General features: G+C 53.7%; 9 protein-coding genes, 2 tRNA genes and 2 rRNA genes. 5 read left to right on the top strand and 8 right to left on the bottom strand.

What is annotated here, in order from left to right; genetic code table 11:
- Positions 1-42: 42 nt before the first annotated feature.
- From P8T57_RS10485 to P8T57_RS10475, 3 genes are all read right to left on the bottom strand, one after another.
- Entirely contained in the window at positions 43-456 is a 414-nt protein-coding gene (locus P8T57_RS10485) for a universal stress protein (RefSeq protein ID WP_063093596.1), read from the bottom strand.
- 254 nt (positions 457-710) lie between these two features.
- Positions 711-1652 carry an alpha/beta hydrolase gene (locus P8T57_RS10480; protein ID WP_341363055.1) on the bottom strand — a complete coding sequence of 314 codons (942 nt, stop codon included), beginning with the start codon at positions 1650-1652 and terminating at the stop codon, positions 711-713.
- A 123-nt stretch (positions 1653-1775) separates the two neighbouring features.
- Positions 1776-2708, bottom strand: a complete 933-nt coding sequence (locus P8T57_RS10475; protein WP_037990363.1) for an L-lactate dehydrogenase — start codon at positions 2706-2708, stop codon at positions 1776-1778.
- Positions 2709-3105: 397 nt separating this feature from the next.
- Between P8T57_RS10475 and katG the strand changes: the two genes are divergently transcribed.
- The 3 genes from katG (at position 3106) to P8T57_RS10460 (ending at position 8741) form a co-directional block, all read left to right on the top strand.
- Complete coding sequence (gene katG, locus P8T57_RS10470; protein WP_341363054.1) at positions 3106-5292, top strand: catalase/peroxidase HPI; 2187 nt, start codon at positions 3106-3108, stop codon at positions 5290-5292.
- A 184-nt stretch (positions 5293-5476) separates the two neighbouring features.
- Positions 5477-7825, top strand: a complete 2349-nt coding sequence (locus P8T57_RS10465; RefSeq protein WP_341363053.1) for an ATP-binding protein — start codon at positions 5477-5479, stop codon at positions 7823-7825.
- Position 7826: 1 nt separating this feature from the next.
- Positions 7827-8741, top strand: a complete 915-nt coding sequence (locus P8T57_RS10460; protein ID WP_341363052.1) for a hypothetical protein — start codon at positions 7827-7829, stop codon at positions 8739-8741.
- Here P8T57_RS10460 and P8T57_RS10455 read toward each other — a convergent pair.
- Complete coding sequence (locus P8T57_RS10455) at positions 8640-10001, bottom strand: DNA cytosine methyltransferase (RefSeq protein ID WP_341363051.1); 1362 nt, start codon at positions 9999-10001, stop codon at positions 8640-8642. The two genes, P8T57_RS10460 and P8T57_RS10455, sit on opposite strands and share 102 nt — an antisense overlap.
- Before the next feature lie 1148 nt (positions 10002-11149).
- Between P8T57_RS10455 and P8T57_RS10450 the strand changes: the two genes are divergently transcribed.
- Positions 11150-11833, top strand: coding sequence for an isoprenylcysteine carboxylmethyltransferase family protein (locus tag P8T57_RS10450; protein WP_341363050.1), 684 nt, complete (start codon positions 11150-11152; stop codon positions 11831-11833).
- 271 nt (positions 11834-12104) lie between these two features.
- Complete coding sequence (locus P8T57_RS10445; protein ID WP_341363049.1) at positions 12105-13250, top strand: amidohydrolase family protein; 1146 nt, start codon at positions 12105-12107, stop codon at positions 13248-13250.
- Positions 13251-14739: 1489 nt separating this feature from the next.
- Here the strand turns inward: P8T57_RS10445 and P8T57_RS10440 are convergent.
- From P8T57_RS10440 to P8T57_RS10425, 4 genes are all read right to left on the bottom strand, one after another.
- A tRNA-Met gene (locus P8T57_RS10440) sits at positions 14740-14816 on the bottom strand.
- A 106-nt stretch (positions 14817-14922) separates the two neighbouring features.
- Positions 14923-15037 (bottom strand): 5S ribosomal RNA (rrf, locus tag P8T57_RS10435).
- 116 nt (positions 15038-15153) lie between these two features.
- A 23S ribosomal RNA gene (locus P8T57_RS10430) occupies positions 15154-17898 on the bottom strand.
- Between the two features lie 404 nt (positions 17899-18302).
- Positions 18303-18379: transfer RNA gene (locus tag P8T57_RS10425), tRNA-Ile, on the bottom strand.
- Between the last annotated feature and the right edge of the window lie 121 nt (positions 18380-18500).

The following is an 18500-nucleotide window of genomic DNA, read 5'->3' as shown; positions in this document are numbered from 1 at the left end:
TTGCGGCCACCCCCGGCCGCAATTTTTCCGATTTGCCTGCTATTAACGCACCAAGAACACGGAATGATCCCAATGCGACGCAACATATCCGCCGTGGGATGCAAAAATATGATCGGCAATACCCGGCACATGGGATGCCATGACGATCATATCCGCCCTGGCCTCTGTTGCCGCATCAACAATGATTTCGCTCAGATCAATCGCCGGATCATGTGAAATGCGGGTCATGCCCGAACAGCTGATACCGGTCTTCTTGCCCTGCTCTTGGGCGAAGGCGGCCATCTTGCGATCATATTCCGCCGGATTGTGCGCAATGGGGGATGGGGTATTTGTCCCGACCCCGAAAAAGCAGATTTCCGCGCCATAATGCTTTGCCAGATCCGCCGCCGTCGAAAGCGCCTTTTCCAGCCTGTCGATATGCGTCAGATCCACGGGTACCATGATCTTGCGATACATTCCCTGCCTCCGTTCTACGGGTGCCCTAACGGGCGAAACACACCTTCGAAACAGATGAGGCGACCAAGACTATCACCAGAACAGGAAATTATCAAAAAACCCATCGCAGGGGGATTTTACAACACGGGTGAATACAGGAACAAAACCGCGCCAATCAATCGAAAGAAACAGCCAAATAAATCAGGCCACTCATCTGTACGATCAACCCCGGATCATTATCTATCTTGTGAAAATTACCGCAACATTCTGCGCGATTATTCCGCTGCCATGCGCTTTATCGCGTCACACAAAAACCGGAACCCGGTCGCCGCCCCGTCGCTCATATACCGCGCACGCAGCCAGCCATGGATCATCTGCGGTTCTTCGCGGTACGTCACGTCAATCCCGGCCCGGGCAAGGCGCGCGGCATATTCCCGCCCGTCATCGCGTAGCGGATCAAAATAGGCCGCCGTGATATAGGTCGGCGGCAATCCCCGCAGATCCTCCGCCGATAACGGATAGGCCACCGGATCATCCATCGGTGCCTTCAGGACATCGCGATAATAAATCACATCATCGGTACTTAATCCGGGGGCGGATGCCATCTGCCCATAGGATGGCCAACCAAGATCACCGCCAAGGGCCGGATAAATCAGAACCTGCCCGATCACGCCTGCGCCAAGCCCCTCGTCGCGCGCCCGGATCGCAAGGCCGCCTGCCAATGTCGCCCCGGCACTGTCCCCGATCAGGACGATCTCCGCACCGCGCGACAGCACATCGCGCGCAACCGCAAACGCATCCTGATGCGCAGCCGGCCAAAGATGTTCGGGGGCCAGCCGGTAATCGACCGAAATCATTTCCGCCCCCGCCGCCTCGGCAATCTCGGCACAGATCGCATCATGGCTATCCAGCGATCCGACGATAAACCCGCCGCCATGCAGGTAAAGCAACTTCCGCGTTGTGCGAATCTTGGCCGGGTAATACATCCTGACCGCCACCCCGGCAATATGGTCATCACGGCTCAGAAGCCCCGGCGGATGGGGATAGGCAAACGCATCACAAAGCGCGCCATACCATTTGCGTTGCTGCGCAATATCGGCGGCAACCGCATCGGGCGGATAAAGCCGGTCGCATCTGGCGATGAAGTCACGGATGCCTGCTTCGTCGGGCATCGGGCTATAGGCGATATCCGGCACCGCCTGATCGGACCCGTCCATGTCGCACAACTTCCCCAATGATGTTTGATTGATCTATCCGCAAGCCTAACGCGTTCGCCCCTGCTGTGAAAAGCGGGCAATTATGTCTTTTGAAATTCAGCCCCGCACAAGATCAAAGCGGAATCAAAGCGAAACCGCCTCGACCGTTGCTTTCAGCAACGCCGCACTGCGATGAAGGGCCGCCCTTTCCTCTGCGTCCAGATCGGGGAAAAGATCGGTCATGATGCCCGTGGCCCCGATCACGCGCGGAATCGACAGCGCGACATCGGCCACCCCTTCGATCTCGCGATTGACCATCGATACCGTCAGGACTTCCTGCTGATCCTGCGCAATCGCCTTGACGATCCGCGCAAGCCCCGCGCCAATCCCGTAATAGGTCGCCCCCTTGCCCTTGATGATCTTATAGGCCGCATTGCGCACCCCATCATCAATCCGGGCCCGGACATCGGCGGTAATCGCCGATCCGACCTGGGCGGCAAACCCCGCCAGTGAAAGCGACCCGGCCCGTGCATTCGACCACGCCAGAACCTCGCTATCGCCATGTTCGCCAAGGACATAGGCATGCACTGATTGCGGCGAAATCCCCAGATGCCGGCCCAGCAAACTCCTGAACCGTGCGGTATCAAGGATCGTGCCCGATCCGATCACCTTGGCGGCCGGAAGCCCCGAGAGCCGCACCGTGATCTGGGTCATGATATCAACCGGGTTCGACGCAATCAGCAAAATCGCATCGGGGGCGACGCGCAACACATTGCCCACCACATCGCGAAACACCGCCGCATTGCGTTCCAGCAACGCCAGGCGCGTTTCACCGGGCTTCTGGCTGACCCCGGCGGCAAGGATCACGACCGACGCACCTGAAAGGCGGTCATAATCCCCGGCCTCCACCACACAGGACGACATGAACGGCACCGCATGAGCAATGTCCTCGGCCTGCGCAATCGCAAGTTCGGCATTGTGATCGACCAGAACGACCGAACTGACGATCCCCATCAGGGCAAGCGCATAACCCGCCGAACTGCCAACCATTCCCGCCCCGACAATCCCGACCTTCATCACAAACCCCTGTCAAAACAGCATTATTTCGCGGGCCGATTATCCGGCCCCGCCCCACCGATTAAAAGCAAAAACCGGAGGCACCCAAAATCAGCCCGCAATACCATCGATAAAATCTATCGAAAATTTCATAAATAACTATTTAACCTATGCACCCAAACCGCGTTAGCCTGCTTGACAGCATCGCCTCACATGACGCCCAATGATTTAACAATCTCGTCTTGTTGCGATCACAAGTTTAGACATTACCTTGAACAGGGAAGCCTCACGCCGAAATGTTCACCAGAATATTCAAATGTTCCTGCGCTCGATATGACGGCCCCACGACCCGCCCGGAGAGAGACACCTGATCAGGTCAGGAAAGCAAGAACAGCCAGCCATTACGGGAGAGAGAAAAATGGACGGAAAACACACAGCAGGGAAATGCCCGGTCATGCATGGCGGTATGACCGCCCTGGGCACCACGGTCATGGATTGGTGGCCGAATGCGCTTAACTTCGACATCCTGCATCAGCACGACATCAAAACCAATCCGCTGGGCAAGGATTTCAACTACCGCGAAGAACTCAAAAAGCTCGACGTCGAAGGCCTGAAAAACGACCTTCGCGCCCTGATGAATGAAAGCCAGGAATGGTGGCCCGCCGACTGGGGCAGCTATGTTGGCATGTTCGCCCGTGTCGCATGGCATTCCGCAGGTTCCTACCGTCTGGCCGATGGCCGTGGTGGCGGCGGCACCGGCAACCAGCGTTTCGCACCGCTCAACTCCTGGCCTGATAACGTCAACACCGACAAGGGCCGCCGTCTGCTCTGGCCGATCAAGCGCAAATATGGCAACAAAATCTCCTGGGCCGATCTGATGATCCTGGCCGGTACGATTGCCTATGAAGTCGCCGGTCTTAAAACCTATGGCTTCGCCTTTGGCCGCGAAGATGTCTGGCACCCGGAAAAGGACACCTATTGGGGTGCGGAAAAGGAATGGCTGGCCCCAAGTGACAGCCGTTATGAGGACATCACCCGCCCCGACACCATGCAAAACCCGCTTGCCGCAGTCCAGATGGGCCTGATCTATGTGAACCCGGAAGGGGTGAACGGGCAGCCCGACCCGATGAAAACCGCCGCTCAGGTCCGCGAAACCTTTGCCCGCATGGCAATGGATGACGAGGAAACAGCGGCCCTGACCGCCGGCGGCCACACCATCGGCAAATCACACGGCAATGGCTCCCCCTCGGACCTCAGCCCCGAACCAGAAGCCGCCGACGTCGAATATCAGGGCATCGGCTGGATGAAAACCAATGGCCGTGGCATTGGCCGCGATACCATGGTTTCGGGCATCGAAGGTGCATGGACCACCAACCCGACCAAATGGGATATGGGCTGGTTCGATATGCTGTTTGGCCACGAGTGGGAGCTGAAAAAAAGCCCGGCTGGCGCATGGCAGTGGGAACCGACCGACATCAAGGAAGAAGACATGCCGGTCGATGTCGAGGATCCCTCGATCCGCTGCAAACCGATCATGACCGATGCCGATATGGCGATGAAGGTCGACCCGACCTATAACGCCATCTGCCAGAAATTCATGAAGGACCCGGAATATTTCTCCGAAACCTTTGCCCGTGCATGGTTCAAACTGACCCATCGCGACATGGGCCCGAAGGTCCGCTATGTCGGCCCGGACGTGCCCAAGGAAGACCTGATCTGGCAGGACCCGATCCCGTCGGTCGATTACACCCTCTCGGACGCCGAAATCGCCGACCTGAAATCCAAGCTGCTGTCATCCGGCCTGACCAGTGCCGAACTGATCAACACCGCTTGGGACTCTGCCCGGACCTATCGCGGTTCGGACATGCGGGGTGGTGCCAATGGTGCGCGTATCCGTCTGGCCCCGCAAAAGGACTGGGCCGGGAACGAGCCCGAACGCCTTGCCAAGGTCCTCAAAACCTTAGAGGGCATTCAGGCCGGTCTTGCCAAGAAAGTAAGCCTCGCCGATCTGATCGTGCTGGGTGGGACTGCGGCGGTTGAAAAGGCCGCGAAGGATGCCGGTGTCAACATCACCGTCCCGTTCGCACCGGGCCGCGGCGATGCCACGGCCGAAATGACCGACGCCGCAAGTTTCGAGCCGCTCGAACCGCTGGCCGATGGCTATCGCAACTGGCTGAAAGACGATTATGTGGTCTCGCCCGAAGAAATGATGCTGGACCGCACCCAGCTCATGGGCCTGACCGCACCGGAAATGACCGCACTGGTCGGTGGCATGCGCGTTCTTGGCACCAACCATGGCGGCACCAAGCACGGCGTCTTTACCGACCGTGTCGGCAAACTGACGACCGACTTCTTCGTCAATCTGACCGACATGGCCTATAGCTGGAAACCGGCGGGCGACAACCTTTACAACATCGTTGATCGCAAAACCGGCCAGACCAAATGGACAGCGACCCGCGTTGACCTCGTCTTCGGCTCAAACGCCATCCTGCGCGCTTACGCCGAAGTCTACGCCCAGGACGACAACCACGAGAAGTTCGTCAAGGACTTCGTCGCGGCTTGGACCAAAGTGATGAACGCCGACCGATTTGATCTGGCTGCGTAAGGCAACGTGCCTTTGAAATGATCTGGATTGGAGCTTGCGGGCTCTGACAAACGAACACCCCCAGTCGTGAGGCTGGGGGTGTTTTTTGACTTCAAGAACTAGTTCCTATGTGCGGACTAACGCCACCTGTGAAAGTAGAAATTCGCACTCGACAATTTATTGTTGCAATGTATCTTAAGTTACCATGACGCATGAACATTTTCGAATCAGTTCGCACTTAAAAGACATCATTGGACGCGACTTAGTCACGAATGAATTCGTTGCAGTTTTCGAACTTGTGAAGAATTCATTTGATGCTCACGCTCGCAATGTTCAGATCTGTTTTGATATTGAACATGGTCGCATTTGGCTCGCGGATGATGGTAAGGGTATGGACAGAGACACCATCAAAGATAGATGGTTGTTTGTAGCTTACTCCGCCAAAGCAGATGGTACGGAAGATACCGCAGATACTCAGGGTTATCGAAATAAAATTCGACCCGCAGGACAATATGCTGGCAGCAAGGGTATAGGCCGCTTTTCTTGTGACACTCTGGGCTCATCGCTCAAAATGTATACAAAATCGCCAGAAGATGCTGCCGTTAATGTCTTGGACATATCCTGGGAGTCATTTGAAGAAAACAACAGGGACCTCTTCAATAAGATCGGTGTTTCCTTAACAGCAACGGATCAGTTTCCAGTTTCGGCTCTGGTAAACATCCCTAAGGGCTCTGGCACAATACTTGAAATCTCTGACCTTAGGGGAACATGGGACTTCGAACGTATAGCAGCACTTAGAAGTTATCTAGGAAAGCTGATAGACCCGTTCGGAACAACAGATGACGTCCCTGTCTCTATCAGCGTCAATGATCCAACTCTCACTGATGAGCAATTGGCTAAGATTGAGGGGCCAATCGCGAATGAAATTCGCGATCTACTGGATCAAAAAACAACTCGGATAAAAGTACTTTTTGATCAAGGAAGCATATATTCAGAATTAGTTGACCGTGGACGAACTATATACAGGATCGCGGAGGAAAATATATATGAAGGATTGAAGTCTGCTAGAGTTAGTGCAGAAATCTATTATTTAAATAAAAGTGCAAAAGATACATTCACGCGCCGCATGGGCGTCAGACCGGTAGAGTTTGGTAGTATTTTCTTATTCTTAAACGGTTTCCGTATCTTTCCGGTTGGTGAGGAAACTGATGATACCTTCGGTTTAAACCGAAGAAAGCAGCAAGGGTCATCAAGGTATTTTGGTACTCGAGACGTCATGGGACGTGTCGATATAGTCGCAGAAACAAGAGTGTTTCGCGAAGCATCAAGCAGAGATAGCGGACTTATTGAAGATGCAAATACACGTGATCTTTATGAAGCGATTAGGCGCAAAGCGATAGTACGCTTAGAGCGTTACGTGGTTGGCATAACCTGGCAAGACAAGCTCGACGCATTGCGAGAGGATGCTAGCGGTCTAGAACAGTTAAGCACCAGAAATCGCGTTGTCAGTTTAATCGGACAACTTGCTGCATCATCTAATATCCAACTTCAATACTATGACGAAGAAGCAATAGATGTTTTCGAACAAGATGCACGTTCAACAGAAAGCTCACTTAAATCATTAGTTGCTATTGCCGAAGCCCAAGGAGATGAAAATCTTCTCAAAAGGGTGGAGGAAACACGCGCCAGAATCAAAGAACTCGAAGAATCGGAGTTCGAAGCTGCGCAAGCGGCAAAAAGAGCCATTGAAGAGCGTGCACGCGCCGACGAGCGTATTGCCCGCTTGGAACAGCAGGCACGTTACCTTGCCTCAACACAAGACATGACAGTAGAGCAGATGACTCTACTTCTGCACCAAGTCCTAATATATGCAGGCCATATCGGAAGTGCTGTTGACCGAGCACTAAAGTTAAGCTCGGACGTTAGAAATGCGGCGCTAGAACTAGAAGCGGATGGCATGAATGAAGACCTTGCAGATACAGCCGGTTACATTAGAGCAAGAAACCGGCGAATAGCTGATGATCTGGAATATATTCATTTAGAGAATGATCGCCTGACAGCAGTAGCACGCTTTGCGTCCAATGCACGCTTTGACTTACAAACGGATCAATTGACTGGCGACATAATTGAGTTCTTAAGTGAATACGTAAACGAGGTTAGACCGGGTCGAGATGGCTTTGACTCAATTGTTTTTGAGGCTAACGACGTATCTCTTGAAACGAGATTTAGAGCTGTGGACCTTGTTTTAATCATCGACAATCTCATGGACAACGCGCGAAAACATGGCGCGACTCAATTGTCTCTGACGGCCCGTGCTAAATCCGCAAAACAAGTTGAAATACTTGTCACGGATGATGGTAGAGGTATAGATGAACACAATATCGACGTTAGTCAGATCTTTGAGAAAGGCTACACGTCTGATCGCCATGGAACAGGCCTCGGTCTATATCACACCAAGAAAGTCCTAAAAGAAATGAATGGCGATATTATTTTATCTCCCAACCGAACATTGGGTAGAGCAGATTTCTTAATTCAGCTTACAAAAAGAGACTAAAATGAACCTGACTTTTGGTGTGTGCTGGATTGAGGACCAAGCTAGTGACGCAGAAAATCAAGCGATCGAGGATGCTATCCGATCTGCTGGGTTTGAACCTAGTATTGAGCGTATTCAAGAGCACAACAAAATCGAAGAGTTCGCCAATCGCCAAAAACATTTTCAGGATTTCGAACTAATCCTTCTGGACCTGCGCCTTGGTAACGGCTTAAGGGGCGATGAGCTTGCGCCGCAAGTTCGCAACAGTTTTCGCTCAACACCAATTTTGTTCTACAGTTCTGAGGACGAAACCAATTTGCGGAAGATGATGGCGGACAAACTAATTGAAGGAGCGTACTGCGCTCATCGAGCCAATTTGTCCACACGTGTTGGAGAGTTAGTTTCTCATCTTTCACCAGCATTAAACAGACTAGCGGGAATGCGTGGCTTAGCTTCTCGTGTAGTCGCGGAGTGCGACCGAGAATTCCGCAGTATAATAATAAAAGTTGGCGTGCGCGATAACAAGAAATCAGAGTTAGTTAATAAGATTCGTGATCACATAAATATCCAGAGTTCGAATCAAATCGAACGCATGAAAGATGTAGAAGATCTCGATGAGATACTAATGAGCCCGGTCACCTCTAGCGGCATTCTTTTTCGGGTTATTAAAGATATTACCGGAGGAGACGACGCCTCAGATGAGATTAAGGAAGTTCGCAGAGAACTCCGCAATTATCCTTACGACATTCTCGGTCGCAGAAATACTTTAGCGCATTCTTTAGAAGAATCTACGGAAGATGGATGGATAATAAAACGCCCTAGTGGCGCTAGTGATTTAACAATTCGCGACTTCGAGAGGTATCGACGAGATTTTCTCAATTACCTCGAAGCCATTCGCCGCCTCAAAAGCCTCGTGCTCTCTGAAGAGGCTAATTAACATCTCTCCAATTGCTTCGGCTAAGAGCGGAGGAACAGCATTGCCCACTTGTGTGTACCGAGGGCATGCAGTTTTTCGCCTGTCCCCCCCTGTTGTATATGGTCCCTTGAAGGAGAACCAATCAGGAAAGGATTGCAAACGAGCAATCTCTCTAACACTTAAAGTTCTCGGTTCTTTGTAATGTATCATGTCATCGGGCAAGGTCGTCACTGTTGGACTTGGCATAGCAGCACTTAAAGGCGTGGTTGAACGCTTTCCGATGCTTAGCCTTTTCCGATCCTCGGGACTTAAGCTTCGCCCCTTCTCACACGTTTCTAATATCTGAGAGAATTTTTTGACCGTTTCATCTCTATGACGGGCCAAACGCCTGTCTTCAGGCTGCACTATGGTGCTGCCCCGCATCAATTGCTGATAACTGGACAGCGTAACATCATCACGGCGAGTAACTGCAAAATATCCTTTGCTTCCCCAAACAGGATCTCTTTGCCGCTTATTTCCTTTCATTATAAAATCTGAGATCGCTTCGCCAACGGTCACTGGTTTGCCATCAAGACCGCGAGCAGCCAAAAACTTTTTCCTTGAAACTCTTAGTCGCTCAAGAGGATTGATATTGCTCAGTATATTCTTTTGAATGGCAATACAGATATAGCGAGGCCGTCGCTGAGGCACCCCCCAATCGGACGCCATCAGTACGTCTGACCAAGTATTATAGCCAAGCCCATCTAAGAGGTTTTCCACAAATTTATTGTAGGTTCCCCCTTCACTATGAGGCATAGACGTAAAACCGCGCACGTTTTCTATCAGTACGACTTTTGGCCTGATCAACTCCACCATTCGGATGTACGCTTTTACTAGTGTGTTGCGGGGGTCACTAGGATCACGGCGTCCATTCATTGAGAAACCTTGGCAAGGTGGCCCCCCAGCTAGAAGATCAACTTCGCCATGAAGTTCAGCAAGATCGCCTGCGTGCTTTTCCACTACCGCAACTATATCGTTATAGCTACAGTCCAACCATTCTGGCCAGGCGTACGCCTCTCTGTTTGAGCATAACAAATTCGTTCGGTAAGTTTCGAAAGCATCTGGATTTGCTTCAATCGCTGCAACGCCCCGAAAGCCGGCATTGGACAACCCCAATGACAAGCCCCCGCACCCAGAAAACAAATCGAGATATTTTGGCATCACATGGCACACAATCAAAAGAGCTTTTGGATCAAACAAAATCGCGAAAATTAATGTAATTTTCGATTTTACGTTCTTCAACGTCTCTCATACCAACTTTCTTCATGCATCTACACAACAAAAGAAAGCGACCAACCTTGTCCCAGATCTTTTTTAATTTCTGGTTACTCGTTGTGCAGTGAACCTTGGTGATCGGCTTTTGATGCCTCAAATCCGCTCGCATTTGAAGCGAGGCATAAGCGAAGTCTGATCTCAGCTTCGTCACGCTAGACCTCCGGCTCAAAATCTATTCTCAGAACTGACGCTGCTCCGCCGGATCCACCCCCACCCTCTCCAAATCATTAGGTAATGAACACAGGAAGATCACACGTTCTTTGCGTAACCGGCAAACTACCGCTGCGGTATGACACTTCGGCCAATGGCCTTTACCTGTCTGGACAACGACCACGGAACTCAAGCGGCCGCCAGCCGATGACCGGTGTGACAGCAGGCTCCCAACCCGAAACTGGACTTCAGGCAACCGATGAAGCCCGGACAAACCTCGGGCATCTGCCATCCTCGCCAACTGACGATCTCCGGGCCCACTACCCGCTCCGGTCACTTTCGGCAATGGCCGCACTTTCCGCCAACCGCCGAGGTCCGGACAAACTTCGGGCGTACGGCCCCCAGTGGTCCACCATCGACGGGCCACGCTCAACGCTGCCCGCTACTGCCATCGCTGCCGCTCCCGGCAGATTGAACGCTTCCTCCTCAACAAGACGCACCTCTCCCGTCATGACAAATGATCGGGTTAGTCCCCTTAGTCCTCTGCTCTAGTCCTGGGGCAGAATACCGCCGTAATGGCTCCGCCATCCGCCGATCCATACCCTGCGGAGCACCCCGCCACCCTGCCCGTGTCTGTGTCCGTATCTTTGCCGCTGCATCCTGATCCCCTCTTTCATCCGGCCCCAAACGCAAAAACCCGCGAGGCTCAAGGCCTCGCGGGTTTCGGTCCGGGCGGTTTTCTCCCGTTGACTTTTCTTTTATGCCACAAACAAAAGAACAAATCAAGAACTTTTTGAAAAAACTTTGTATGCCGCCGGAAAGGGGCTTGGCACCCCGCCCAGGCATATGGTCGGCGACCATACGTCCGGGAGGACCATCCGAACGACCGGATATGCAGTATCGGACGCCAGAACCGGCCCCTGACGATATGACTTCTGTGGCTTGATCTTGCAGGAGTGAATTTCATGTCGCGTTCGGCCGAACTCCGTTCCGCCCGTAAAGACCCATCAGACCAGACGCCGGAGGTGCTCTCCGATGGCGCGGCTCTGCGCACCATACAGCGCCGGCGAAAACGTGTTCTTCGAATTGGCGTTGTCGTGCTTCTGGTTCTTGTGGCCGTAAGCCGGGCGATGGCGGAGCGCCAGAGCGAGCTTCACGACATGATCGAGGCCACCGGGCTGTTTGCGATTGGCGTCTGCATCTTTGGGCGTGGCTGGTGCTCCCTTTATATCGGCGGGCGCAAGAAAACAGAGCTTGTCACCACCGGGCCTTATTCCAGCTGCCGAAATCCGCTTTATGTTTTCAACATGATCGGCGCCTTCGGTGTCGGGGCACAGACCGGCAGTGTCGTGCTTGGCTGTTTGTTTGCCGGCCTGTGCTGGATGGTGTTTCGCAATGTTGTCGCGCACGAAGAGGCCTTGCTATCGGAACGTTTTGGCAAGGCATTCCGGCGCTATCAAAATACCGTCCCGCGCTTTCGCCCGACCTGGTTTCGCTGGCGGGATGAGGAAAACCTGCTGTGCAAACCGGCACTGTTTTTAACCACAACACGCGATGCGATGTGGTTTCTGGTTGCCGGACCGATATTTGAGGGCATCAAGCTGATGCAGGATGAGGGATGGCTGAAACCGCTGATCTATCTGCCCTAGCTGTCGAACCTCAACAGGGTGTCCCGGTTAGCCTGAGGCGGCTGGGCGGTTGATAGCGGCGGATAGATGACCTGTCTTTTATCCCGCCATGTATCCGACTTTGTATCCCGCCTTGCGGTCTTGGGTCTGTGCCAATCCCCCGAAGAAGCATCTCTTTTGCCCGTTGATCCGATGTCTGGTGCACACACGGGCGGCCAGCCCTTCACGCCAACATGATGACGAAAACAGCACCCGAACTGCACACCACAACAAAAGCGGATTGGAAATTGACATGAAACCGACCGAAAAACCCCAACATAGCCTCACAATCGGACGCCGCAGCTTTCTGGGGGGCGCGGCGGCACTTGGTGTTGGTGCCGGATTGGCCGCACCTGCCATTATCTCCCGCGCGGCTGCGACAGAGACGTCCTCGATCATCGCGTTGCGAGACCACGACCTGCCCTTTATCGCCACCGAAGAAACCTATACCACCGACGAGCTGATTGCGCTGAACGCGATTAACGATGATCACGTCGAATACCTCAGGGAAACCGGCCTTGCCGAACTCGGCCCTGGCCGCATCGGGGCCATGGATCAGGCGGGGATCAATGTTCAGATCCTCTCGGCACATACGCCGGGTGTGCAGGATCTCGCGGGTCAGGAAGGCATCGATTTTGCCTATCGCCTCAACAGGATGATTGCCACGGGCCCGATGGTCACCTATCCGGGGCGGTTCCGGGCCTATGCAACCCTGCCGCTGCAGGACCCGGCGGCATCAGCAGACGAACTGGAACGCGCCGTTAGCAGGGATGGCTTTGTCGGCGCCATGACCAATGGCTTCATTGGCAAAAAGTTTCTCGACCATCCCGATTTCGAGCCCCTTCTGGCACGTGCCGAGGCACTGGGCGTGCCGATATACCTGCATCCGGGTTTCCCGCCCAAGGAAGTCTTCGACATTTACTACCGCATTGCGCGGCCCGGATATAATGACGCATATCAGGACTACATTCTCAGTGGCTCAGGATATGGTTGGCATCAGGAAGTGCTTACGCAATGCCTTCGACTGATCATGACCGGAACGTTCGACAGATTCCCCAAACTGCAGATGATCATCGGCCACATGGGAGAAGGCCTTCCGTTCTATTACGAGCGTATCGTCGGAGATTTGGGCGATGTGACCGAAGGCTCGCTCAACAGGCCTATCGGGCAGTATTTCAATGACAATTTCTGGTACACGACCAGCGCATTTTTCCAGGATGAACTGCTTCATCTTTTGCTGAAATACATCAGTGTGGACCGCGTGATGTTTGGAACCGATTATCCGTTTGCCGACATGAAGCAGGGCACCGACTGGTTTCGCGCAGTCGATCTGCCCCGGGAAACCAAGGAAAAAATTGCGTTCCGAAATGCGGAAAAACTGTTTCGCATAAAGGTCTGATGCATCCGCACCGGATCGACGCATAACACCGGCTAAGGCCGGCTGGTTTCTTATTCCCGACCACGCATAAAGATCACTTTGGCTGTATCTTCGGGTACAGCCAAAGGATGCCAGATCAGCCCCCTTGATACAGTCGATCCGTTTCTCGCGAAATGCGCTATCCTTGGCCCGATCCCGTTTGACGGTAAAGGCATCGTAAAACCGAACTTCCTCCGGCAACCACAGACGCCGGACACAAACCGCAGGCCTCCACCAGCTTCACCAGCAGGCAACCATCGGGCTCACGGCCCACTCCGGTCACTTCCCGACCATGGTGGCACTTCCGGCAACCACTGAGACCCAGACAGAGCTCGGACCTCCGACAGCCTCGCCAACAGACGACCTTCAGGCTCCCCCCTCGCTCCGATCACTCCCGGCCATAGCGACATTTCCGGCAATTGATGAAGCCCCGACAAACCTCGGGCCTCCACCATCCTCGCCAACTGACCACCTCGGGCTCACGGCCCACTCCGATCACCCTCCGGCCATGGCGACATTTCCGACAACCGATGGTGCCCGGACACACCTCGGGCCTCCACCATCCTCGCCAGCAGACGACCTCGGACTCACCGCACGCTCCGGTCACTCCCGGCCATCACGACTCTTCCGGCAACCGATGGAGCCCGGACAAACCTCGGGCCTCCACCATCCTCGCCAACTGACGACCTTCTAGTCCACTACCCGCTCCCATCACTTCGGCAAAGGCGAACTTCCCGCAACCGATGAAGCCCGGACACACTTCGAGCGCACGGCCCCACTGGTCCACCATCGAAGGGTCACAGATCACCGCTGCCCCCTGCTGCCATTGCTGCCGCTCCCGGCAAATCTAACGCTCCTTTTCCAACAAGACGCACCTCTCCCGTCATGACAAATGACCGGGGTAGTCCCCTTAGTCCTTGGGCAGAATCCCGCCGTAACGGCTCCGCCATCCGCCACCCCATATCCTGCGGAGCACCCCGCCGCACGGCCCGTGTCTCTGTCTCTGTCCGTCCCTTTGCCGCATCATCCTGATCACCTCTTTCATCCGTCCCCAAACGCAAAAACCCGCAAGGCTCAAGGCCTCGCGGGTTTCGGTCCGGGTGCATTTCCCCCGTTGACTTTTATCTTATGCCATAAACAAAAGAACAAATCAAGAACTTCTTGGAAAAAGATATGGGAGCGGATTACTGTCAGGTTCGAGAATGCGTCGAACCTCCGCAGTCTGCGCACAGGCTCAGAACACAGGAAGACTACAGATTCTAATTCTGACCCAAAGCCAAAACGACAAAACCCCGCCGGATAGCGGGGTTTGATCGTTTGGTTGCGGGGAGAGGATTTAGCTACGCGCATTGCGCTACGCTGAACCGGCGCAAAGCGATGCTTTGCTTGGTTTGAACAAGAGGCTCAAAATGACCGCACCCACCTACCAGACATTAAAAAAGCCCGCCACGAGGGCAGGCTTTCTTAATGTTGGTTGCGGGGAGAGGATTTGAACCTCTGACCTTCAGGTTATGAGCCTGACGAGCTACCGGGCTGCTCCACCCCGCGTCAGGGTGATGATTAACCGGTGGGTTAAATAGATAACGCCGCATCATGGAGTGAGGCGGCGCTGGATGTTTTGTGTGATTAGGGAATATTGATCTGTGTTTTGAAGGCCCGGCGGTGACCTACTCTCCCGTGCCTTAAGACAAAGTACCATCGGCGCAGGCAGGTTTCACTTCTGAGTTCGGGATGGGATCAGGTGGTTCCCGGCCGCTATGGCCACCGGGCCGTCGAAACACAGCGAAGAGATCGGAATGTGATTTAGGTGCGATATTGGTTGATTGCGTATTTGCGGGTTTTACCGCTGCGCAAGAAGTCAGAAGTGTTCAATTAGCAAGAGGGATCAATCAAGCCGATCGATCAATTAGTACTGGTTAGCTTCACGTGTTGCCACGCTTCCACACCCAGCCTATCAACCTGGTGGTCTTCCAGGGATCTGATAGGGATACCTAGTCTTGAAGGGGGCTTCCCGCTTAGATGCTTTCAGCGGTTATCCCTTCCGCACTTAGCTACCCGGCGATGCTCCTGGCGGAACAACCGGTACACCAGAGGTGCGTCCATCCCGGTCCTCTCGTACTAGGGACAGCTCTTCTCAAGTATCCTGCGCCCACGGCAGATAGGGACCGAACTGTCTCACGACGTTCTAAACCCAGCTCACGTACCACTTTAATTGGCGAACAGCCAAACCCTTGGGACCTGCTCCAGCCCCAGGATGTGATGAGCCGACATCGAGGTGCCAAACACTCCCGTCGATGTGGACTCTTGGGGAGTATCAGCCTGTTATCCCCGGCGTACCTTTTATCCGTTGAGCGATGGCCCTTCCACGCGGGACCACCGGATCACTATGACCGACTTTCGTCTCTGCTCGACTTGTCAGTCTCGCAGTCAGGCAGGCTTTTGCCATTGCACTCTTAAGCTGATGTCCGACCAGCCTGAGCCTACCATCGCGCGCCTCCGTTACTCTTTGGGAGGCGACCGCCCCAGTCAAACTACCCGCCATGCAGGGTCCCGGATCCGGATAACGGACCTCGGTTAGATATCAGGAAGCAAAAGGGCGGTATCTCAAAGGTGGCTCCACCGAAGCTGGCGCTTCGGGTTCATAGCCTCCCGCCTATTCTGCACATTCACATCCTGATACCACTGCAAAGCTGTAGTAAAGGTGCACGGGGTCTTTCCGTCTGACCGCGGGTACTCCGCATCTTCACGGAGAATTCAATTTCGCTGAGTCGATGTTGGAGACAGTGGGGAAGTCGTTACGCCATTCGTGCAGGTCGGAACTTACCCGACAAGGAATTTCGCTACCTTAGGACCGTTATAGTTACGGCCGCCGTTTACCGGGGCTTCAATTCAATGCTTGCACATCTCCTCTTAACCTTCCGGCACCGGGCAGGCGTCAGACCCTATACGTCGTCTTGCGACTTCGCAGAGCCCTGTGTTTTTAGTAAACAGTCGCCACCCCCTGGTCTGTGCCCCCACCGTAAAGTTGCCTTCACGGTGGGCCCCCTTCTCCCGAAGTTACGGGGGCAATTTGCCGAGTTCCTTCAACATCGTTCTCTCAAGCGCCTTGGTATATTCAACCTGCCCACCTGTGTCGGTTTCGGGTACGGTCCATATGTGAGAGTTATTTCCTGGACCTCCTTGGCAGCTTCTCCAATCCAATAAGGAAAAACTACTTCCAGAGGCCGTCACTTCTCACGGGTACAGGAATATTAACCTGTTTCCCATCGACTACGCGTTTCCGCCTCGTCTTAGGGGCCGACTCACCCTGCGCGGATTGGCCTTGCGCAGGAACCCTTGGGCTTTCGGCGAGGGAGGTTCTCACTCCCTTTGTCGCTACTCATGTCAGCATTCTCGCTTCCGATACCTCCAGCATACCTTACGGTACACCTTCACAGGCTTACGGAACGCTCCGCTACCACTTGTTCAATAAAGAACAAATCCGCAGTTTCGGTGTGTGGCTTGAGCCCCGGTACATCTTCGGCGCGGGACAGCTTATTTAGACCAGTGAGCTGTTACGCTTTCTTTAAACGATGGCTGCTTCTAAGCCAACGTCCTGGTTGTCTTGGCCGTCCTACATCCTTTCCCACTTAGCCACAACTTTGGGACCTTAACTGGCGGTCTGGGCTGTTTCCTCTCGACCACGGACCTTAGCACCCGTAGTCTGTCTGCCAGATAGTACTCATCGGTATTCGGAGTTTGATTAGGTTTGGTAAGCCGGTAAGGCCCCTAGCCCATTCAGTGCTCTACCCCGATGGTATTCGTCTGACGCTCTACCTAAATAGATTTCGCGGAGAACCAGCTATCTCCAGGTTTGATTGGCCTTTCACCCCTAACCACAAGTCATCCCCGTCTTTTTCAACAGACGTGGGTTCGGTCCTCCAGTGACTGTTACATCACCTTCAACCTGCTCATGGCTAGATCACCTGGTTTCGGGTCTAATCCCACAAACTCAATCGCCCTATTCAGACTCGCTTTCGCTGCGCCTACACCTAACGGCTTAAGCTCGCTTGTAAGACTAACTCGCTGACCCATTATGCAAGAGGTACGCTGTCACCCCATATAGAGGCTCCAACTGCTTGTAGGCATCCGGTTTCAGGAACTATTTCACTCCCCTTATCGGGGTGCTTTTCACCTTTCCCTCACGGTACTGGTACACTATCGGTCGTTAAGGAGTACTTAGGCTTGGAGGGTGGTCCCCATGTTCAGACAGGATTTCACGTGTCCCGCCCTACTCGAGGACCTGTATGCTTTCTACCCGTACGGGGCTATCACCCACTTTGGCCAACCTTTCCAGATTGTTCCGGTTCTTACATACAGGCCACTGGCCTGGTCCGCGTTCGCTCGCCGCTACTAGCAGAGTCTCTGTTGATGTCCTTTCCTCCGGGTACTGAGATGTTTCAGTTCCCCGGGTTCGCCTCATAACGCTATGTATTCACGTTATGATCACCCTATTGGGCGGGGTTTCCCCATTCAGAAATCTACGGGTCAAAGCCTGCTCTCGGCTCACCGTAGCTTATCGCAGAGTGCCACGTCTTTCATCGCCTCTTAACGCCAAGGCATCCACCAAATGCCCTTATTATGCTTGAGAGATCCCTCAGCTAACTGTTCTGCGTCTTGCGCAGGGGTAAAACCCTGCCAACACACAATACAGCCAGTATCGCGATCACGTTCTTTCGTTGCGAAAAATCACAACGGAAAGATCCGTTCTCTTCATATTCCCTATTCACAATGTCAAACATCTCTAATCCGGTCATTTAAGACCAGATATCTCAGTATCTTCCAAACCTCGTAACAACTCTCGTTGCCGCTACTTTCATCGGCGATCTGTCTGCCACGCTTTGCAGCGCGCAACCACCAGATAATGGTGGAGGTGAACGGGATCGAACCGATGACCTCCTGCTTGCAAAGCAGGCGCTCTCCAACTGAGCTACACCCCAGTCTTCGTATGGACTGTAAGTCAGCAGTCGGTCGCTTCGCACACACACATAAAAGTGGTGGGCCTGAGAAGAGTTGAACTTCTGACCTCACCCTTATCAGGGGTGCGCTCTAACCAACTGAGCTACAGGCCCGTAGCCTTTGCATTAGCCCCTGCACAGCACCGCCAGCCAACCTGCTGTGCAGGGGCTTAACGTGCCTGGCTGGGCCAAACAAATTCGAGGTCCGGAAGGGATGCGCGGACAGCGCCATGGT

Source organism: Thalassospira sp. SN3W (assembly GCF_038070535.1).
In the GTDB taxonomy this organism is placed as follows: domain Bacteria; phylum Pseudomonadota; class Alphaproteobacteria; order Rhodospirillales; family Thalassospiraceae; genus Thalassospira; species Thalassospira xiamenensis.
The sequence above is the reverse complement of the archived record's forward strand: the minus strand, read 5'-3'. Positions and strand labels throughout refer to the sequence as shown.